Annotated in this window: 14 protein-coding genes and 1 tRNA gene; 8 read left to right on the top strand and 7 right to left on the bottom strand. The window is 56.0% G+C overall.

Features of this window, described 5'->3' with window-relative positions; genetic code table 11:
- Positions 1–163 precede the first annotated feature (163 nt).
- On the top strand, positions 164–1,402 hold the full coding sequence (locus ACZM8Y_RS14265; protein WP_482334657.1) for an O-antigen ligase family protein: 1,239 nt from the start codon (positions 164–166) through the stop codon (positions 1,400–1,402).
- On the opposite strand, the gene ACZM8Y_RS14260 is transcribed toward ACZM8Y_RS14265, so the two are convergent.
- Positions 1,346–2,404, bottom strand: a complete 1,059-nt coding sequence (locus tag ACZM8Y_RS14260; RefSeq protein ID WP_487480121.1) for a rhomboid family intramembrane serine protease — start codon at positions 2,402–2,404, stop codon at positions 1,346–1,348. The genes ACZM8Y_RS14265 and ACZM8Y_RS14260 overlap by 57 nt on opposite strands.
- 261 nt (positions 2,405–2,665) lie before the next feature.
- A complete protein-coding gene (gene rpmB / locus ACZM8Y_RS14255; protein ID WP_009379562.1) occupies positions 2,666–2,875 on the bottom strand; it encodes a 50S ribosomal protein L28 in 210 nt (69 codons plus the stop codon).
- Between the two features lie 374 nt (positions 2,876–3,249).
- On the opposite strand from rpmB, the gene carB reads away from it, so the two are divergent.
- The 3 genes from carB (at position 3,250) to cimA (ending at position 9,981) form a co-directional block, all read left to right on the top strand.
- Positions 3,250–6,489, top strand: a complete 3,240-nt coding sequence (gene carB / locus ACZM8Y_RS14250; RefSeq protein WP_308771478.1) for a carbamoyl-phosphate synthase large subunit — start codon at positions 3,250–3,252, stop codon at positions 6,487–6,489.
- Positions 6,490–6,954: 465 nt separating this feature from the next.
- Complete coding sequence (purF, locus tag ACZM8Y_RS14245; protein ID WP_308771477.1) at positions 6,955–8,337, top strand: amidophosphoribosyltransferase; 1,383 nt, start codon at positions 6,955–6,957, stop codon at positions 8,335–8,337.
- Between the two features lie 18 nt (positions 8,338–8,355).
- Positions 8,356–9,981, top strand: coding sequence for a citramalate synthase (gene cimA / locus ACZM8Y_RS14240; RefSeq protein ID WP_302553300.1), 1,626 nt, complete (start codon positions 8,356–8,358; stop codon positions 9,979–9,981).
- Between the two features lie 361 nt (positions 9,982–10,342).
- On the opposite strand, the gene ACZM8Y_RS14235 is transcribed toward cimA, so the two are convergent.
- Complete coding sequence (locus ACZM8Y_RS14235; RefSeq protein ID WP_302553301.1) at positions 10,343–10,930, bottom strand: flavin reductase family protein; 588 nt, start codon at positions 10,928–10,930, stop codon at positions 10,343–10,345.
- A 185-nt stretch (positions 10,931–11,115) separates the two neighbouring features.
- Between ACZM8Y_RS14235 and ACZM8Y_RS14230 the strand changes: the two genes are divergently transcribed.
- Positions 11,116–11,202: transfer RNA gene (locus ACZM8Y_RS14230), tRNA-Leu, on the top strand.
- 563 nt (positions 11,203–11,765) lie between these two features.
- Here ACZM8Y_RS14230 and ACZM8Y_RS14225 read toward each other — a convergent pair.
- Together ACZM8Y_RS14225 and ACZM8Y_RS14220 are read right to left on the bottom strand one after the other, a co-directional pair.
- The gene (locus ACZM8Y_RS14225; RefSeq protein WP_479859596.1) at positions 11,766–11,933 is read right to left on the bottom strand and encodes a hypothetical protein; all 168 of its coding nucleotides are present in this window, start codon (positions 11,931–11,933) and stop codon (positions 11,766–11,768) included.
- Positions 11,934–12,017: 84 nt separating this feature from the next.
- The gene (locus tag ACZM8Y_RS14220) at positions 12,018–12,938 is read right to left on the bottom strand and encodes a DMT family transporter (RefSeq protein WP_302553302.1); all 921 of its coding nucleotides are present in this window, start codon (positions 12,936–12,938) and stop codon (positions 12,018–12,020) included.
- 212 nt (positions 12,939–13,150) lie between these two features.
- Here ACZM8Y_RS14220 and yfcE point away from each other — a divergent pair, with 212 nt between their 5' ends.
- The 3 genes from yfcE to ACZM8Y_RS14205 all read left to right on the top strand — a co-directional run bounded on the left by yfcE (position 13,151) and on the right by ACZM8Y_RS14205 (position 16,260).
- Positions 13,151–13,702: a phosphodiesterase gene (gene yfcE / locus ACZM8Y_RS14215; protein ID WP_308771412.1), complete on the top strand. Its 552-nt coding sequence runs from the start codon at positions 13,151–13,153 to the stop codon at positions 13,700–13,702.
- A gap of 300 nt (positions 13,703–14,002) precedes the next feature.
- The gene (locus ACZM8Y_RS14210) at positions 14,003–15,367 is read left to right on the top strand and encodes an MATE family efflux transporter (protein WP_337431193.1); all 1,365 of its coding nucleotides are present in this window, start codon (positions 14,003–14,005) and stop codon (positions 15,365–15,367) included.
- Between the two features lie 92 nt (positions 15,368–15,459).
- On the top strand, positions 15,460–16,260 hold the full coding sequence (locus ACZM8Y_RS14205) for a tellurite resistance TerB family protein (protein WP_482334507.1): 801 nt from the start codon (positions 15,460–15,462) through the stop codon (positions 16,258–16,260).
- 636 nt (positions 16,261–16,896) lie between these two features.
- Here the strand turns inward: ACZM8Y_RS14205 and ACZM8Y_RS14200 are convergent.
- Both ACZM8Y_RS14200 and ACZM8Y_RS14195 read right to left on the bottom strand, forming a co-directional pair.
- Entirely contained in the window at positions 16,897–18,528 is a 1,632-nt protein-coding gene (locus ACZM8Y_RS14200) for a polysaccharide biosynthesis/export family protein (RefSeq protein WP_482334505.1), read from the bottom strand.
- A gap of 102 nt (positions 18,529–18,630) precedes the next feature.
- A complete protein-coding gene (locus tag ACZM8Y_RS14195; protein ID WP_482334503.1) occupies positions 18,631–19,002 on the bottom strand; it encodes an RT0821/Lpp0805 family surface protein in 372 nt (123 codons plus the stop codon).
- Positions 19,003–20,998 lie beyond the last annotated feature (1,996 nt).

Genomic DNA, 20,998 nt, shown 5'->3' with positions numbered 1-20,998 from the left:
CTTTGATCCTCCGTTAGGCCGAGATCGTAAATTATAGGAAAAAAATGATAACGATTGAAAACATTTTTTTCAAATATTTTTAAAAAAGTAAAATATTTTTGATCTCCACATGTCATGATGTCAAAGTCATCCATATTAAACTCGATTACCTTAAGGGGGATAGATGATTAAATGTGATAGTCGTTACTATGTGTTGGCAGGAAGTTTTTTATTTTTTGTTAGCCTGGCCCTCGAATGGAAGGTTAATTTTTTCCGAACGCTTTGTATTTGTACCGTATTAGTCCTTTTTTGGAAAGAACCTTTTTTTATGAGGGTAGTTTCAAAGTCAAAACAACTGTATGCTTCTTTACTTTTTCCTGTAATTGCCTTTTTTTCTTTTGTTTTTGGGCCCTATGGAACAGGCGGGTTAAAAACTTTTGACTGGGTTATCTGTTTGCTTATTGGGATGGCAATTTCTTTATCTGTTAAGAAAGATATAAAAATTTTATTGGCCATTCCTCTTGCATGTGTTTGTTTTTCTTTTTTAGCTGTATTTTTTCAGTGGGTTGTCAATGGCAATATTGATATGCTGTTTCAACATGATGGAAAAATGAAAATCTACATTGAAACTGCAAATCGTATGGGCTTTGTCCTTTCTCTTTCAGCAGCAATTGTATTTGGATTTATCCCATTATTGAGGAAGCACACATGGCTTCTTTTGATTTTACTACTGACGACAACTATACTGTGCTGGCTCACACAGTCAAGGTCTGCTGTTTTTTCCCTTGTCGGTACAGCGGGTGTGGCATTTATTTTTTTTATGCGCAGTGACTTAAAGCGTGGAATAATTATTCTTTTATTTTTCTTGCTTATTTTGGGGTGTGCTTTTTTCTATATAGGTGGTGAGAGAATAACACAGACCGTTTATAGAGGCTCATGGGATTTTTTACTGAATGGGCGCGGTGACATATGGGAAGCTGCTTGGGAGATTTTTCAAAAATATCCCGTAGTTGGAGGTGGTGTTGATAGTTTTCGCAGCGCGTTGGAATGCCATCTTAACCTTTTAGAGAATGCAGGGCGTTTTTCAGATATAAGATCGCAATATATCTTTTGGAATGCCCATCAAATGATACTGGGAATTCTTTGTGAAACAGGTATGGCAGGGTTGGTTGTTTTTGTTTTCTTAATATATAGAGCTATCCGGGATGGTATTAAAAATTACCCTGAAACATTCCCTGCATTATTAATGCTTGTTGATTTCCTCATTGCGGGCATTGGGGGATACGGGTTCCATCGCAGTTGGAATTCAGCTTTTTTCTTTTTATCAATTGGTTTGATAGAAGGATGGAGATTAAGAAAAGCTTCTCTAATAGGCCAGCTTCCAGCACAGCACGGTCAGCCCTGCGGCGCTCAGGCCAAGTAGCGCATTCATGATCGGAGAGAGGGCCGTACGCCGTAATATCCGGCTTGCGGCCCCACCTACGATGAAGCCGGAGAGCAGCCCGAACAGGTGTGCGGCGTAGTCCGTATTGCTGCCTTCCGTGCCGAGCATGGCGAGGATGCCCGTGCCTGCGGCCAGAAGGAGGATGCCCCTGCGCCAAGAGAGTTTTCCGGTATCGCTCTGCGTTCTGCTGCCCCATCCTTGAAGGGCCATGAACCCGGAAAGCACGCCCACCGTGCCGAAAAGGGCCGTTGAGAAGCCGAGGCTGATATGCCCGGCGGGGCGGTACCATGCGTTGAGGGCGTTGCCGAAGGTTCCGGCCAGCAAGATAAGGAAGAGGCCAAGCCCAAGGCCCACCCTGCGGCAGAGCAGGATCAGGAACGGCGCGCCGAACAGGACATTGCCGAAGAGATGCTGGCTGTCGGCGTGCAGGGTCAATGCCGTAACGCAGCGGTACCACTCTCCGAATGCCTTCACGCGAAAAACATCCAGTGAGCCGAGCCGTGACCATTCTTCGGAAGGGAGATCCGGCAGGCCGGGAAGATGCGCCAAAAAGCCCCAATGCATCCTGACGCCGTGCCAGAGGATGAGCAGGAGCAGCACCGACAACACCCAATGCGCGTTGTTATGTGTGGGAGGCTCGACGTAGGCGGGGCGTGGCCTGCGGCTTTCGGCCAGTACTGCCTCCAGCTCGGAACGGGCCTGACGTTCGAGCAGGGCGGGGACGTACAGGCGGAGCTTGTTGCCCCGCCCCGTGAGCAGGTACGGGATATTCCGGGAGGCGAGTATGGTGATCCACAGATCAAACAGGTGCGGAGGGGGCAGGGTAGGCCGCTTTTCGCCGTCGTCGATTATCCTCCAAAAACGGGGGACGCTGTAGGGGCGCATCCACAAGCGCAGCCTGCGCCTGCGCAGGGGAGGGCGGCGTGGGGGGATGGATGTGGCCCGCCGTGCGGGTGGGAGGGGGCGTGGTGGCGGTGTCATATCCCTGAGGTAAGGCTTGTTCCCCAAAAAGCAAAGGCCCCGTTATGGCATGTGGTTGTTTTATCTCCACAACGCAATAAAAATACGGCCTTTTTCTCCAGTTTTCCCATCGGCGGGATCCACGGCTGAGGCATTTTGCCGGTTATTCCTTTGAAACTTCAAGGAAAAAGCATCAACCTTTTTCTATGGCACAGCCAAAGCAAAAAATCCCCGGCTGCGGACAACCGGGGATTTTGGGAAAACCATACCGCAGACACGGAACTAGTCGGCCTTGCGGACAACGGGCTTCGTAACCACACCGGAGCGCAGGCAGCGGGTGCACACGGAAACCGTGCGGACTTCGCCGTTGGCGAACTGGTGGCGCACATTCTGAAGGTTGGGGTTGAACACGCGCTTGGTCTTGATGTTGGAGTGGCTCACATAGTTGCCGGTCTGGGGCTTTTTGCCGCAAAATTCGCACTGCTTGGACATGACATCCTCCATATATTCGGACGGTCGCCCGAAAAAATCTTTCTAGGGGCACGGACTGTCCGCACCAAAGACTGGTTTCATATACGCTCTCCCAAAAAAACGCAAGAGGCAAGCCGCGTTTTTCGTGCAAAACGGTTGGCCGCCTCCCTCCCGCAGTGCGCCCGGCAGGGGAAAAGGTGCGGCGGGATTTCCGAGAAAGGTGCGCTTCTTCCTCTTGCCAGCGGGAACAATGGCGTGTAGGAACTGAGGGATTCATTCTTCTTCATTCCCTATATGATGGAGTGCCGCTGTTTCGGCGTGCGGCCATTGGTGCCAGCCGGTGGAGAGGCCGGCTGCGGACGAAACAAATCTACCCTTGCCCAGCGGGGAGCGATATGCCCAAGCGTACAGATCTCAAAAAGATCATGGTAATCGGTTCTGGCCCGATCGTCATCGGCCAAGCGTGCGAATTCGACTATTCCGGGACTCAGGGCATCAAGGCCCTGAAAGAAGAGGGGTATGAGGTCATATTGGTGAACTCCAACCCGGCGACCATCATGACCGACCCCGGGCTTGCGGATCGCACCTACATCGAACCCATCGAACCGGAAACGGTTGCCGCCATCGTGCGCAAGGAACGCCCGTGCGCCATCCTGCCTACCCTCGGCGGGCAGACGGGCCTGAACACGGCGCTCGCACTGGCGAAATCCGGCGTGCTGGCCGAGTGCGGCACGGAACTCATCGGCGCGCGGGCCGAAGTCATTGAAAAGGCCGAGAGCCGCGAGCTGTTCCGCCAGGCGATGGAAAACATCGGCCTCAAGGTTCCTCAGAGCGCCATCGCCCACACTATGGACGACGTGCGCCGCGTCGGTTCCTCCATGCCCTTCCCGATGATCATCCGCCCCGCCTTCACGCTCGGCGGCACGGGCGGCGGCATCGCCTACAACATGGAAGACCTTGAGGAAATCGCGGGCGACGGCCTGGCCGCCAGCCCGGTGGGCGAAGTCATGATCGAGCAGTCGGTCATCGGCTGGAAAGAATTTGAGATGGAAGTCATGCGCGACACCGCCGACAACTGCGTGATCGTGTGCTCCATCGAAAACGTGGACGCCATGGGCGTGCATACCGGCGACTCCATCACCGTGGCCCCGGCCCAGACCCTGACGGATCGCGAATACCAGAAGATGCGCGACGCTTCCATCGCCATCATGCGCGAAATCGGCGTGGAGACCGGCGGATCGAACGTGCAGTTCGGCGTCAACCCCGCTGACGGCGAGCTCGTGGTCATCGAAATGAACCCCCGCGTGTCCCGTTCCTCCGCGCTGGCTTCCAAGGCGACGGGCTTCCCCATCGCCAAGATCGCGGCAAAGCTGGCCGTCGGCTATACGCTGGACGAGCTCCGCAACGACATTACCCGCGAAACCTCCGCCTCCTTTGAACCCACCATCGACTACTGCGTGGTCAAGATCCCCCGCTTCACCTTTGAGAAGTTCCCCGGCTCCAAGGACGAGCTGACCACCTCCATGAAGAGCGTGGGCGAGACCATGGCCATCGGCCGGACGTTCAAGGAATCGCTCCAGAAGGGGCTGCGCTCGCTGGAAATCGGGGCCATTGGCCTCGGCAGCAACTTCCGTGCCGAGCTGCCTTCGCGTGAAGAGCTCATGGGCAAGCTCCGCACGCCCAACTCGCGCCGACTGTTCGCCATCCGTCAGGCCATGCTCGCCGGGTTCTCGCTGGAGGAGCTCCACGAGATCACGCTGATCGACCCGTGGTTCCTGCGCCAGATCAAGGAAATCGTGGATATGGAAGGGCAGATCCGCGACTTCGCGCTGGCAAACTCCATGACGCCCGACAACCCGGAAATGGTCGCCGTGCTCCGCAAGGCCAAGGAGTTCGGCTTCTCCGACCGCCAGCTTGCGGAAATGTGGAAGAAGCCCGAAGGCGACATCCGCGCCCTGCGCCGTGAAACCGGCACCGTGCCCACCTACTATCTGGTGGATACCTGTGCCGCGGAGTTTGAAGCCTATACCCCCTATTTCTATTCGACCTACGAAACGGGGCAGGAAGTGGTTCCCGCCGACCGCAAAAAGGTCATCATCCTCGGCGGCGGCCCCAACCGCATCGGGCAGGGCATCGAGTTCGACTACTGCTGCTGCCACGCTTCCTTCGCCCTCAAGGATGCCGGGGTTCAGGCCATCATGGTCAACTCCAACCCTGAGACCGTTTCCACCGACTATGATACGTCCGACCGCCTCTATTTCGAGCCGCTGACCTTTGAAGACGTGATGCACATTGTGGAAAAGGAACGGCCCGACGGCGTGATCGTCCAGTTCGGCGGCCAGACGCCGTTGAACCTCGCCGTGCCGCTGCTGCGCGCGGGCGTGCCCATCCTCGGCACCAGCCCGGACGCCATCGACCGCGCCGAAGACCGTGAGCGTTTTCAGGCCCTGCTCCAGAAGCTGTCGCTTCTCCAGCCCGCCAACGGCACGGCGACCACGCTGGAAGAATCCCGCGAGATCGCCCACCGCATCGGCTATCCCATTGTGATCCGTCCCAGCTACGTGCTTGGCGGGCGGGCCATGATGATCGTCTATGACGATGAGGAAATGGCGGAATACTTCGCGCAGCATGTCGGCAGGCAGAAGCTTGAGCATCCCGTGCTCATCGACAAATTCCTTGAAAACGCCATTGAAGTGGACGTGGACGCGCTGTCCGACGGTGAGGACGTATACGTCGCCGGGGTCATGGAACACATCGAGGAAGCGGGCATCCACTCAGGCGACTCTTCCTGCGTGCTGCCCCCCTATTCGCTGCCCGCCGACATCGTCGCCGAAATCGAGCGCCAGACCGTGGCCCTTGCCAAGGAGCTGCGCGTCGTCGGCCTGATGAACATCCAGTTCGCGATCAAGGACGGGGTTGTGTTCATCCTCGAAGTGAACCCCCGCGCCTCGCGTACCGCGCCGTTCGTCTCCAAGGCCACGGGCGTGCCCCTGCCGCGCCTCGCCACGCAGGTCATGCTCGGCAAAACCCTCAAGGAACTGGATCCTTGGTCTATGCGCCGCTCCGGGTACGTGTCCGTCAAGGAATCCGTGTTCCCGTTCCGCCGCTTCCCCGGCGTGGACATCCTGCTTGGCCCTGAAATGCGCTCTACCGGCGAAGTCATGGGCATCGCCCCGACCTTTGAGGAAGCCTTCCTCAAGGGGCAGTGGGGCGCGGGCCAGAAGCTGCCGGACGGCGGCAAGGTGTTCCTGTCCGTGAACGACCGCGACAAGCGCTTTGTGGCCGAGGTCGCCCGCCAGTATGTGGATCTCGGCTTTGAACTGCTCGCCACCTCCGGCACCGCCGGGCTTTTGGCTGGGCAGGGCATCCCGTCCACCCGCGTGCTCAAGGTGTATGAAGGCCGCCCGAACATCGTCGACCTCATCAAGAACGGCGAAGTCTCGCTGGTCATCAACACCGCTTCGGGCAAGCGCACCGCGCACGATTCCAAGGCCATCCGTCAGGCTACGCTCCATTACGGCGTGCCGTACAGCACCACGCTGTCCGGGGCGAAGGCCATCGCCCGCGCCATCGGTGCGGCCCGGACTACCGAAGTGCGCGCAAAGAGCCTTCAGGAATATTATAAGGGCGAGTAATCCGTGGGGAGGGGGCAAGGGCTCCCTCCCTTGTCCTCCCCGTACACGCTTCTTGGGGAAGGGGCGGTTCTTCGCGTATTGCAAGAGCCGGAAGTTTTTTTTATCATTCTCCCTTTCCTTGTTTGAAAAACGGCCCGGCCTTCCGGGACGGCGGCGGAAACGGCATATGGCCGTAATGCCGCTGTACCGGAAGGCTGCCTGTTTCGGTGATGCGGCCCCTCACGGGAACGTGGCGATCCCCTTTTTGCGGGGACGGGAGGGCCGTACGCCGAGGGCGGGGAATCCGTTGCCGGGCAATGGGGTTCCCGCCGGATTGCGACAAGCGTACAACGAACGGCCTGCCTCCGCGGGCATTATCCACTGACCACAACAAAGGTCGACGGAGCGGAAGGAAAGCCTGAAGAGGGCGGAAGGAGCCTTTCTTCAAAGGGCTTTTTCCGCCCTCTTCGTGACGAAAGGTACTGTATGTGCGGAATTTTTGGTATTTCTGGACATCCTGAAGCGGCTCGGATGGCCTATTTCGGTCTGTACGCCCTCCAGCATCGCGGGCAGGAAAGCACGGGCATCGCAAGCTATGACGGCAAACACATCCGGCTGCACGCGGGGATGGGGCTTGTGCCGGACGTATATGACGAGGCTGCCCTCGGCCAGGAGCTGCAGGGCAACAAGGCCATCGGCCATGTGCGCTATTCCACATCGGGGATTTCGGTTCGCAAGAACGCCCAGCCGCTGGTCGTCCGGGTTTGCGGCATTGAGATCGCACTGGCCCATAACGGCAACCTGACCAATGCCTCGGAACTCCGCGACGAACTGGAAAGCGAAGGCGCCATCTTCCAGACCAGCAGCGACAGTGAAATTTTCGTGCACCTCATTGCGCGCAGCCTTGCCAAAAAGAAGGATCTTGAGGAAGCCATCCTCTCCGCGTGCGATCGCGTGCGCGGGGCGTACTCCCTTATTATCCTGTCCGAAGGCCGCATCATCGCGCTGCGCGACGCCCACGGTTTCCACCCGCTGTCTATGGGCAAGGTGGACGACGCGTATGTGTTCGCTTCCGAAACCTGTGCCTTTGATTTGCTGGAAGCTGAATACCTCCGCGAAGTGGAGCCTGGCGAAATGGTCGTGGTCGACGGCGACAAGGTTTTCAGCCGTTCGCTCAACAATGCGGGCAAGGTGCCCGTCCGCCAGTGCATTTTCGAGCTGGTCTATTTCGCCCGTCCCGACTCCATCGTGTTCGGCGAAGACGTGTACCAGTGCCGTAAGCACATGGGCTATGAAATGGCCAAGGAAGCGCCCACCGACGCCGAACTGGTCATGCCGTTCCCGGATTCGGGCGTGTACGCGGCCATCGGCTTCGCCCATGCCGCCGGTGTGCCTTATGAGCAGGCGTATATCCGCAACCACTACGTGGGCCGTACCTTCATCCAGCCTTCCCAGACCATGCGCAACTTCGGCGTCCGCGTGAAGCTGAACCCGGTACGTTCCATGATCAAGAACCGCCGCATCTGCATCGTCGACGACTCCATCGTGCGCGGCACGACGGTTCGCACCCGCGTGGTCAAGCTGCGTGAGCTGGGCGCCCGTGAAGTGCATTTCCGCGTGAGCTGTCCGCCGCTGCGCCATCCCTGCTTCTACGGGATCAATTTCTCGTCCCGCGGGGAACTTGTGGCCGCCAACCATCCTCAGGAAGCGTTGCCCGGCCTGCTGAATCTTGATTCGCTTCATTACCTCACCATCGAAGGGCTGCTGAACTCGGTTTCTGAACCGGACAAGTACTGTCTCGCCTGTTTCAATGGTGAATACCCGGTTGCTTGCGGGGGGCGGTGCTCCTGCTGCGGTTCCGCAGAGTAGCCATTGGAAAGGAACGCCATGACGCAGAAGATTGTCCTGTACGATACGACCCTCCGCGACGGCACGCAGGCCGAAGACGTCAACCTGTCGACCCCGGATAAAATCAAGATCGCCCTGCGCCTTGATGAATTCGGCATCGACTATATTGAAGGCGGCTGGCCCGGTTCCAATCCGGTGGACGTGGCGTTTTTCAAGGAAATCGCCAATTATCACTTGAAACATGCCCGTATCGCCGCATTCGGGAGTACGCACCACCCCGACAACACGGCGGAAGCCGACCCGAACCTGAACGCGCTCATCGCTTCCGGCGCGACGGCGGGGACGATTTTCGGCAAGTCGTGCGAACGCCATGCAAAGGAAGCCCTGCGTCTGGACCCCAAACGGAATCTGGACATCATCCGCAATTCGGTGGCCTATTTGAAGCGCTCCATGCCGGAAGTCTATTTTGACGCGGAGCATTTTTTCGACGGCTACAAGCGGAATGCGGAGTATTCGCTGGCGGTCTTGCGGGCCGCGCACGAGGCGGGCGCGCTGATCATCAACCTGTGCGACACCAACGGCGGCACCCTCCCGAATGAAATACGGCAGATTGTTTCGGATCTGCGCGTGGCCCTGCCTGAAGTCCGGCTCGGCATCCATACGCACAACGACTGCGAGATGGCTGTGGCGAATACCATCGCCGCCGTGCAGTCCGGCGCGGAAATGGTGCAGGGCACGATCAACGGGGTGGGCGAGCGCTGCGGCAATGCCAACCTATGCTCGATCATTCCGGTTTTGCAGGTGAAATGCGGTTTGTCCTGTCTGCCTGAGCCCGCTGACGAGCGGCTCCGCCAACTGAGCAAGCTGTCGTCCTATTTCGCTGAAGTGGCGAACATGAAGCCGTTCAACCGCCAGCCTTTCGTGGGCAATTCCGCCTTCGCGCACAAGGGTGGAGTGCACGTCAGCGCCGTCAACCGCTGTTCCTCCCTGTACGAGCACATGGAGCCGGAGCTGGTCGGCAACGGCCAGCGCATCTTGATCACGGAGCTTGGCGGGCGGAGCAACATCGTCTCGTTGGCCCGCCGGTTCGGGTTCCATCTGGACAAGGACGAACCCGTGGTCAAGGGGCTGTTCAACGAGCTGAAAAAAAAGGCGAGCCTCGGATACGACTACGCCTCCGCCGAAGCCAGCGTCGAGCTGCTCATCCTGCGCAAACTGGCGCGGCGCGGCGTCCGGGACTTCTTCAAGCTGGTGCAGTACCATGTGAGCGCCGTGCGCGATGCCAACCATGAGCTGCCGATGGAAGAAGCCACGGTCATGGTGGAAGTGGAGGGCGCCGTCGAACATACCGCAGCCACCGGCAACGGCCCGGTCAACGCGCTGGATACCGCGCTCCGCAAGGCGCTTCTGCCGTTCTACCCGCGCTTGAAGGAAATGAAGCTGCTGGACTTCAAGGTTCGCGTCCTTTCCGCTGCCGACGGTACGGGCGGGACGGCCTCCGTTGTCCGCGTGCTCATCGAATCGGGTGACGCCGACAGCACATGGGTGACCGTGGGCGTGTCGCACGACATCATCGAAGCCAGTTGGCAAGGCCTTGTGGATTCCGTCGTGTATAAGCTGTATCGCGATGAGGAAGAACAGCGGAAGATCCGCGACTTGAGATAACGAAACGGAAAGCATGGGGGAGAGGCATTCAGGAGGGGCCTTTCTTCGGAAAAATCCTCTTTTTTCTGCGCAGCCCTTCCTTCTCCCGCCTAAGGCTTTTGGCCACGGGAGGCTGCCCGGCAGTTCTCTTATAAAAAGAAAATCGCCCGGATACATACGTGTATTCGGGCGTTTTTTGATGCGCATCACCGGAGTTGGAAAGGTTCCGCCATGAGGAAATGATCCTCCGGCATGCTGAAAGCTGCGGATGGAGGATTCGATAAGGGGAAAAGTCTTTGAAGGATGAGGGGAGGGGGTGTGGGGGAGGGGAGAAGGGGACTTTCTCCAGAAAGTCCCCTTCTCCCCTCCCCCACATTCTTTCTTACCCCAGTACGGCGGAATGCGTGAGGGCGTGCCCCGCAGAGAAGGCACGGGCCTCAAACTGGCTGATAGCCCAGTATTCCTGTACGAGCGGCGCGAAAAGCAACGGATCGATGATCGCGGGATCGGGCAGCCCGTCTTCGCGCATGCAGGCGGAATCAACCTTTACGTCCATGATCTCGCCGATGAATTGGGTGTGCGAACCGAGCTCAAGCGTATGCGAAAGCGCCAGTTCAACAATAACGGGGCATTCGGAGATTCCGGGGGCGTCCACATGCTCGGCGGGGATGGGGGTAAGGTTCAGGGCCGTGAACTTGTCGGTATCGCGCCCGGAATGCATGCCCGCGAAATCGGATTGCGCGGCGAGCCTGCGGGAAGGAATGTTGATGGTGAAGGACTTGCGCTCAAGGATGGCGTTATACGTCCAACGGCTCTTGCGGATGGAAACGGCGATGCTCGGCGGCTGGGAGGCGCAGATGCCCCCCCACGCGGCGGTCATGATGTTGGGGCGGCCGGTATGGTCATACGTACCTACGAGGAATACTGGAGTCGGAAGAATGAATGTTTTTGCACCCAGAGACTGGAACATATGATGCCTCATAGCTGTGGAAAAAGGTGAACGAAAACACGGTCGTTGTGTCAGAGAATCCGGCATGATGCAAGGGCTGGGCCGCGAATGCGCTGAAAAGCGCTGTTCTTTGCAGGAAATGAGGGCGAGGGGCCATTCTCCACTTGACCATGAGAAAACCTTGTGGCATAAGACAGCTTCAACACGCCGGGATGGTGGAATTGGTAGACGCAGCGGACTCAAAATCCGCCGGTGGCAACACCTTGCGAGTTCAAGTCTCGCTCCCGGTACCAGAATGAAATAAGGTAGTTACGGAAATCGTAGCTGCCTTTTTTCGTATCCATACATATGTATATTTAATAGGCATAGGGAATCTCTTTTTTGATATCCCGCTATAAGATCCGTCGGTTAGCCATTTGAAGCCTCCAAAATGGAAGTGCTCTTCCATAGGATGTGGTGTTTCATTTCCATCGTGTGGTGAAATACATTTTTTTCTCTCCAGTTTTCCCGTTGGCGGGCTTTGAGGCATTAGCTATCCCTTTGGAACTTCAAGAAATAGAGCATCAATTGTTTCCTATGACACAGCGAATGGAAAAGGTATGCCCCTTGTAAGGACAGGGGCATACCTCAATGTGGAAGCCATTGTTCATTACGAGTGAGAGCGATGCTCTCGCCCCTGTAAAGCGGTTACGTCCTGGGGCTTGTCGTTATTTTACATATAATTATTTGAAATTATTTAAAATAATCTTTTTGCGACTTGAAAATGGCTAAATAATTCCAATAGATTATATTTAGTTGATGACGCGACCTAATTCCCTTCGGGAATTTCAAGTTTGAGTACCTTTGCGGCGTTTTTTCACATCAGTTTTGGCAGGACTTCCGGCTTGAACAGCTCCTTGAAGTGTTCAACGCAATCCACGATGGGCATCAGGGGATAGGCCGAGCCGTAGAGGAAACGATCCTGCATGAAGTTGTTGGCGGTCATGATGTAGTCGGCTGCCCCACTGCAGTTGAAGAGGTACATGCCCGGGCAGAGGCATATGTTTTTCTGGAAGAAGCATACGCCGAGGATTTGCTGTACCCAAGGCCAGCCGCCGTGGGGGAAGGGTTACTTGAGAAGGCGCTTTGCCGCGTAGAGATCGCCGAGCGAGGCGTAGCAGATGCCGCCGATGACGAGCGCCCCGCCGATCATCTGCGGGAGCGTGATGGACTCGCCCAAGACGAATGTGGCCTCAAGGCTCGCAAACAGCGGGATGCTGTTGTAGATGATGCCCGCCCTGACCATGCCGATGCGCTCGATGGCGAGGCTCCATGCGAGGAAGGAAACGACCGAAGCCCCAATCCCTATATAGAGGAGGGCGCTGAGGATGGAGCCGTTCAGCGGGCTCAGGCCGGTGGTGGCGGCCTGCCAAACCAGCGGCGGGATGAGCCCGATGACGCCGATGCCGATGAGCAGGGCGAGAAAGGCCTTTTGTGGGAAGGCGTTGGGGCGGCAGCGGAGCATGAGGCTGTAGACGGCAAACAGGAAGACCGAAAGGATCATCCATAAGTCGCCTTGCGCAAAGCGCAGCACAAGAAGCGTGTCGAGCTTGCCGCGTGATACGAGGACGACGACCCCGAACAGGGCGCCGCACAGCCCAAGGATTTGGAACCGGGAAAGCCGCTCGTGCAGGAACAGGTGGGCGATGGCGGCCATGACGACAGGGGATGTTGTGGCCAACAGCGACATATTGGTGGCGTCGGTCGTGTGCCCGGCCTGATAGATGAAGGTATTGAAGCAGGTGATGCCAAGCAGGGCCATCAGGATGACCTTGCCCCATGATCCCCTGACGAGGGGGAGCGAGCGCAGCAGGCTCCGGCCCGCAAAGGGGAGGATGGCCAGAAACGCGATGACCCAGCGCCAAAATGACAGCTCAACCGGAGAAAGCGCCCCCGCAAGGCCGCGGGCCACGACGAAATTTCCGCTCCAAACCACGGTGGCGAGCAGGGCGAACAGGTATCCTGTAACGGTATGGGAAAGGATGGGCATGGCTGCCTCAAGAGGTTAGGGCGACCCGGATAGTCGTCGTTTCCGCCGGAAACGGCCCGGCGAAAAAAACTATCTTTTGGTTTGGGGCTCCGTCAACCGGGATTTTGCCCTGAGCTTCCGCGTGTCCATGCGGGGGCGGGGCTTTTCCCCGTTTGCGTGCAATGGCGGAACAGGATAAACTTGGCTATCCTTATCTTTGGAGAACGATTCTTATGCGTTTGCTTATTGCTTCCGATCTGCACGGCTCCCCGGAAGCCGCCGCGTTCCTGCGCCGGCGCTGTGAGGAGCTGTCGCCCGATATGTTGGTTCTTCTCGGCGATTATTTGTATCACGGCCCGCGCAACCCCCTTCCTTCCAACTATGGGCCGCCGGATGTGGTTTCCGTTTTTGCGGATCTCACAACGCCTGTCGTGGCCGTGCGCGGCAACTGCGACGCCGAAGTGGATCTTATGCTGCTTCCGTTCGCGGTGGAAGACAGCGCCGTGATCGCCGCTGACGGACTGCGTATCGTGGCGCAGCACGGGCACCACCTTCCCAGCCGCCCGCCCATTCCCGGCGTGCGCCCCGGCGATGTGGTCTTGAGCGGGCATACCCATATCCCGCGGGGGGAAACCGTCGACGGCGTCCATTTCTGGAACCCCGGCAGCACAACGCTGCCCAAGGGCGGCTTTCCGGCTTCCTATGGCCTCTTTGAGGCAGGCGCGTTCCGCGTGTTCGGGCTTGACGGGCGGCTTCTTTTGGAGCATCGGCCTTCGGCGGCCTGATGTTTTCGGAGGAAGGCGCCTTGAATACGGGGCGCCTTCCTGCATGAACCCTAACATTTTGTAACTTCCGTAATAACTTCGTATTTCAGCCGATCCCGTCTTTGGGGGAAGCTCCGGGCGTGTATTTTTCCGCTTGATTTTACGGGCGGGATGCCTCAAAACAGGGCCACCTCACCTTTTGGGTTTTCTTCTCCACTCCTCCCTCCGTTGAGTGCCACATCTTCCCGTCCTGTGCGGCAACGCAGGACGGATATTCCATCTTTCGTATTGCCCCAATCGATAGAGACAAGGCAGGTTCATATGGCCGAAACCAGCGCCACGCTTTTGCTGAGAACAGAACCGATCGGAAAACTGCTTCTCCGGTACTCCTTGCCCGCCATCGCCGCGATGGTGGTCTTTTCCCTTTACAACATCATCGACAGTATTTTTATCGGGCACGGCGTCGGGCCGTTGGCCATTTCCGGCCTTGCGATCACGTTTCCGGTCATGAACCTGACCTTTGCGCTGGTTTTGCTCGTCGGCATCGGCGGCGCGTCCATCTGTTCCATCCGGCTGGGGCAGCAGGACATCGACGGCGCCACCCGCGTGCTCGGCAACGTCCTGCTGCTCGGCCTCATCAACGGGGTGACGTTCGGCCTGCTGTCGCAACTGGTGCTTGATCCGGTGCTGACGGCTTTCGGGGCCAGCGAGCACACCTTGCCCTATGCCCGCGACTTCATGCAGATCATCCTATACGGGCTGCCTGTCACCTGTACCATGTTCGGGCTCAACCACGTCATGCGGGCTACGGGATATCCGCAAAAAGCCATGCTCTCCGCCGTGCTGACCGTGGGCATGAACGTCATTCTGGCGCCGATATTCATCTTTTGGCTGGAGTGGGGCATCAGGGGCGCGGCCGTCGCCACGGTATTGTCACAATGCGTAGGTATGGTGTGGGTGCTGAGCCACTTCCGCAACCCGAACAGTACCGTGCATTTCCGGCGGGGGACGTTCCGGCTGCGCCGGAAGATCGTTTCAAGCATCTTTTCCATCGGCATGTCACCGTTTTTGCTGAACGTATGCGCCTGTCTCGTGACGGTGCTCATCAACATCGGCCTCAAGCAGTACGGCGGCGACATGGCCATAGGCGCGTTCGGCATCCTCAACCGGATACTCATCCTGTTCGTGATGCTGGTCATGGGGCTTACGCAAGGCATGCAGCCCATTGTGGGATACAACTACGGGGCGCAGCAGTTTGAGCGGGTCAAGCAGACCCTGAAGTACGGCGTCATCACCGGCGGGCTGATCACGACGGCGGGATTCCTCGCCGGGCAGTTTACCCCGGAAATCGTGGCCCGGATGTTCACCAACGACGCGGGGCTGATCAGCCTCTCCGTGGAAGGGATGCACCTTGCTACGCTGGTATTCCCCTTGGTCGGCATCCAAATCGTCGTCGGCAACTTTTTCCAGTCCATCGGCAAGGCCAAGCTGTCCATTTTCCTTTCCTTGACGCGCCAGTTGCTGTTCTTGGCCCCGTGCCTGCTCATCCTGCCGCGTTTCTTTGGGTTGAACGGCATCTGGATCAGCCTGCCCGTATCGGACTCGCTGTCGTTCGTGGCCTCAATGGGCGTGCTGTATATGTTCCTTCGGGAGATGCGCCGGGCCCACCACAGCCGGGAGGCGTGAGATTCTCATGCGCTGGTGGATTTGCCCGGTTTTGTTAGTGTCGTAACCGGGCGGGAGGTTCTTCCGCCTCACAAACAGGCAAGGAGTTCCTCATGAAGGATTTATTCAATCAGATAAGCAACGGCCTCGGCGGGCTGGGAGGGCTTGGCGGCAAGCTGAACGGCGCTCTCGGCGGCCAGCGGGAGGCGGATGCCCCGTCCGGCCAAGGGGCGGGCAACGCCCTTGGAGATATGGTGAAATCCGCCGGAGGGCTTGGCGGCCTGCTCGGTTCGGCGGCGCTTGGGGGACTGCTCGGCGCGCTGATGTCGGGCAAAACGGCCCGCAAGGTTGCCCAAGGCGCGCTGATGGCCGGCGGAACGGCAGCCGTCGGTGCGTTGGCATGGAAGGTCTACCAGAAGTGGGCCGGAACCAACGGCGCGGCCCCACAGGGGCAACCCGCCGAACCGATCCCCCCTGTTCATCCCGCACCGGGCGGCTGGCCTGCGGAACTCCAGCAGACACCGCCCCCGGCTGTTTCGGCGGATCAGACGGCCCTGTTGCTGCTGGAGGCGATGATCTTCGCCGCCCGCGCCGACGGGCACATCGACGACAAGGAACGGGCCAACATCCACAAGGCCGTGGAGTCGCTGTTCCCGATGCAGGATATGGCGCAGGTGCTGGATACGCTGCTGCATAAGCCGCTTGATCCGGCCTCGCTCGCATCCCGCGTAACCAGCCATGATGAGGCCCGCGATCTGTATCGGCTTTCCGCCATGATCATTGATGTGGATCACTTTATGGAACGCAGTTACCTTGACGGCCTTGCCGCCGCGCTCACAATCATGCCTGAAGAGAAGGCCGCACTCGATAAAGAGGTTGAAGAAACCAAAAGGACAGCCATAGAGCCGTCCTGATCCCGTTCCCCTTTTCCGCCGCTGATGGAGCCCTGTGGAACTGAAATCTTGCTGCGCGGAAAACTGGATTGCCGTTCAAGAGGTTCCCGTCTCCATAAAGATGGGAACCTCTTTTGCCTAGGCCGTGTCGCCAATTAGATGTAATCTGTTGAAATTATCTAACTATTTTTTCAAGTTGCAAAAAAAATATTTTTAATGATTTCAAATAATTATATGTAATATGACGACATAGCCTAGGAAAGGCTCTCTCTCTCTCTCTCTCTCTCTCTCTCTCTCTCTCTCTCTCTCTTCCCAATTTGTTAGGCTCTCTATAGCATATGGTTGTGTTTTCTCCTCAACATATTGAAAAGCATATATTTTGGGCTCTGTCATAGTATGTGGTCGCTTCATCTCAATAGTGCGGTGAAAATACAGCCTTTTCTCTTCGGTTTTTCTCTTGGCGGTATACAGGGCTAAGGCATTTTTTCGGTTATCCCTTTGGAACTTCAAGGAAAAAAGTATCAACCATTTTCTATGACACAGCCATATTTTTTCAGTTTTCCGCTGATGGGCTCCATGATTGGGGCATTTTATTGGTTATTTCTTTGGAATCCCAAGAAATAAGGCAGCAGCCGTTTTCTATGGCACAACCATTTGTTACAGATCCAGAATAACCTTGCAGGCGACGGCAACCTGATAAAGCACCTGTGAGATGTCCTTGACGGCCTGCAAGTTCTTGGATTCCACGCGGGGCAGGACGAGCACCTGATCGCCGGGCAGCACTTCCTTGGCACGGGGGATGACTTCGCCGCTTGGGTGGACGACGATGAGGTTTGATTCGTCGGCACGGTTGCTGAACCCGCCGGCCCCCTTGATATAGTCGTCCATGTCCTTGTCTTTGTTCCAGACAATGGCTTGCGGCATCATGACTTCGCCGCTGATGAGCACCACATCGGTCTTTTCCGGGATGACGATGACGTCCCCGTCTTCAAGGGCGAGATCCGCGATGTTGCCCTTGGTTCCGACCACCACAACCCCCTCAGGCTGCACTTCCTTGGCGCGGGAAATGAAACTGGACAGCATTTCCGCCTCTTTAGAGCGGATCTGCGCTTCGTCGGAACTGGCGGACGTAGCGGTATAGGCGTTCTGCTCCAGACGGCGCAGGGCGTCTTCAATGGCTTTCTTCTGGCGGACGGCGACGCTCTTGCGTTTGATGTACAAACCCTCAAGGTTGGCGCGTCCCGGCTCCACGGCGATGTAGCTCATGACTTCGTGCAGGCGCGTGTTGCGGCGCACCGGGAAACGCGACGCGCCGCGGATGGCCCCCTGCGCTTCGATCATGATCGTGTCGCCGGGGCGATCCGCGAGGAACCGAACCTGATCGCCGCTCTCAAGGCGCAGCGCCTTGAAATCGTTCATGGGCAGATACAGGTTGTAGGGCGCACCGCCGCGCGAACCGCTGAGGCTGACATGGGTGGCCCTCGGCTGGGGATCGGCAAGCTCGATGAGCTTCGCGCCGGTCAGTTCGTCGGGCTTGAATTCAAAACGCGCCGTATTGCGGACTTCGCCGAATGTGATGACGGAAGGCCCTTTTTCGCCGACAACGACTGTATCGCCGTCCTGAAAGCGGATATGCGGCATGGCGCCTTTCAATACAAAGGGATAGAGGTCGAACGACCCCACTTCCTGCCCTTGGCGCAATACGCGGATATTGCGGTAGCTGCCGCGCTTGGAGTCGATGCCGCCCGCCTTGTCGAGGAAGGCGAGGATGGTATCGGAGGGCGTGCCCGTATAGTTGCCGGGGCGGGGCACGAAACCGGTCACGAATATCGAGACGGGCTGGGTGTCCATCGGGCGGATATACATCTCCACATCGACCACGCCCGCCGCGTTGAGCTTGCTCTTGATGGCCTGCTCCAGCGGCTCCTTGGCGTCGATGGGCAGGCCCGCCACAGGCACGCGCCCGATGTCGGGAATGGTGATCATGCCCTCAGGATCGACGGTCAGGATGTCGTCCATCGTGCGCCCGCCCCACAGACGCATGATCAGGCGGTCGCCGCTCTGGATGACCTTGCTGGCGGAACTTTGGGAAAAGTGCCCTTGAAAGAGGTTGGTTCCAAATGGAGCGGGCTCGGCTGCCGGAGCCGCGGGCGCAGCCGTGGCCGAAGCTGTGGCGGTCGCCGTCGCCGTGGCGCTGGCGGATGCGGCATCAGCCGCCGACGCCGGCAGGGAAAACGTCATAGCCAGCAGGCAGCAAAGGAAAAACAGCAGGTTACTGCGGGAAAACAAGGGGTGCCTCCACAAGGATAAGAAAACGATGTCCAGAAACGGACGACAGGGAACGCCCCTCCCGGCGTACCGGAAGGGGGCGTTTTGGGGTGCCGGTTGGGGTTACGGTGTCGTGATGCCCTTGCCCCACACGCGGGGCATGAGCCGCCATTCTCCGGGGCTGCTTTCGTCGCTTCCCTGCCCGTTATGGCAGATCACGACGATTTCCGCTTCATGCTGCGCCGAAAGCAGGGTGGCCCGCTTGCAGGTTTCACCCGCTGCGGAAAGAAAAGCATCTTCAAGGGTCACACGGACTTCGCCGCCGAACGTCTCGTCTTCTATGACGGCCGTGGCTCCGGCGGTGTTGGCGACCATGAACTGGGCCACGGGTGAAAGCGGCTGCGGTTCCGCCGGCGGGAGAGCCGGGGCGCCCTGCCAAGAGCAGCCGGCAAGGCCGCCAAGCAGGATCAGGCCACAAAATTGAAGAAATCGCATACAGATCCTCCGAAACGCCGGGATGTTATTCCCGCTGTGAAAAGCGTTCGTCTGCGGTTTCTATACGTTGTCAGGCCGTGCTCTGTCCACTGGTATGGCTGGGTGGAAGGGGGAGGAAGCGAGGAAGGTTGGGGAAGAGGGGAAAACTTTCTTTGGAAGGGGGAAGCGTCCACACGTTTCTTCTTTCTTCCTCTTTTTCTTATTATTCTCCCCCAGCGCCATCCCCCTTCAAGGGCTTTTAACTTTATCGAGCCCTTGGCTGATGATGGTTCTACGTCTGGAAGAGGGGAACGTTTGGATTTGGAACTGCGCCACAGGAAACGATTGCCGCCTTATTTCTTGAAGCTCCCAAAGGGCAATCAATAAAACGCCTCAGCCATGAAGCCCACCAGTGGAAAATTTGGAGAAAAAGGCCGTAATTCCACCATGCTGTGGAGATAAGACAACCATACTTTATGAAAACGTTTTGCCTAAAAAGACACAACTGCCTTTACTTTGTTCTTATTCTTGAATAAAATTCGATAAAACAGCCATAAACCTGCCAGAATTGCTTTATGACCTAGGCCGTGTCGTCATTTTACATATAATTAGTTAAAATTATTCAAAACAATTTTGTGGTTTGGAAAAATAGTTAAATAATTTTAATAGATTGTATATAATTGACGACACGATCTAATCATTCTGACCAATGGATGCCCATAAATAGAGTTTCCTTTGATAACATCAACTAAGCTGGTATACTATGAATCGAGGTAGTTTTATTGCACTTGTTATCGCACTTTTTGCCTCATTGATTACCGGATGCACGTCGGCCCGCTGGTGGGTATAGGCATCGTATTTTTTGCCTTATTATTACTAAGGTTCTGCCATAGTCTATGGTTGTTTCATTTCAGCAGTATGCTGAAAATAGAGACTTTTTCTCCAATTTTTCCGCTGACAGACTTCATGACTGGAGCATTTTATTGGTTATTCCTTTGGAATTTCAAGAAAGAAAGCATCAACCGTTTTCTACGGCACAACCATTACTAGATTGCGGTATTATTTTGCACATAACCATTTGAAGTTATTTTATTTCTTTAATTTAAAAAAATAATTAAATAATTTAAATATATTATACTAGTTGGCGACATAACCTAAAAGGACACCAACCGTCCCCTCCAATGCCTTGCGCTATATGACAGCATCGAATTGCGCCCGGAAATGCCGTTTTTCGGGCTTTTCTTTTAATTAGGTATTGAACTAAAAGAGGATATTAGGCCCTTTGGGGGGCAAAAAAACATATATTCCTGTGAAGTGTCAGGAGCTATTTGGTGAGAGATTTTGCTATCATGCCATCTTTTTTATTTGGCTTTGTTAAGAATGTGATTGTTTTATCTCTACACATGGGGAAATACAGGCTTTTTATCCAGTTTTCCCATCAGCGGAATTTATGACTGAGGTATTTTGTTGGTTATTTCTTTGGAGTTTCAGGGAAAAAAGCATCAACCGTTTTCTATGATACAGTTTTTATCCAATAGTTGTAATATGATAATGAGAAAATAAAAATTTTTAAATATATTCATTGTTACTAGGTTGTCTTATTTTTTTACATATAACTATTGAAATTATTGATATTATCTTTTGTAATTTGAAAAAATAGTTAATAATTTTTAATATAGTAGATATAATTAATGACATGACCTAGGTTATAAAAGGCTGTGTTATGGAAAATGGTTGACGCTTTTTTCCTTGAAGTTTCAAAGGGGTAACCGGCAAAATACCTTAGCCGTAGATCCCGCCAAGGGGAAAACCAGAGAAAAGCCTGTATTTCCACTGTGCTGTGGAGATAAGACAACCACATGCTATATGACAGAGCCAAAGTATAACATTGGGCTGTGTTTAAGTTTGTGGTTGATCAAGATTCCAACTGGAAAGGAAGAGTTCTTTGGAAATTATCTGGAGGTCTCGCAACAATTCTTCAAAACTGGATTTCATGTAATGAACAAAAAATGAGAGA

The sequence above is a fragment of the Bilophila sp. genome (genome assembly GCF_057864385.1).
This window is presented reverse-complemented; position numbering and strand designations above follow the sequence as displayed.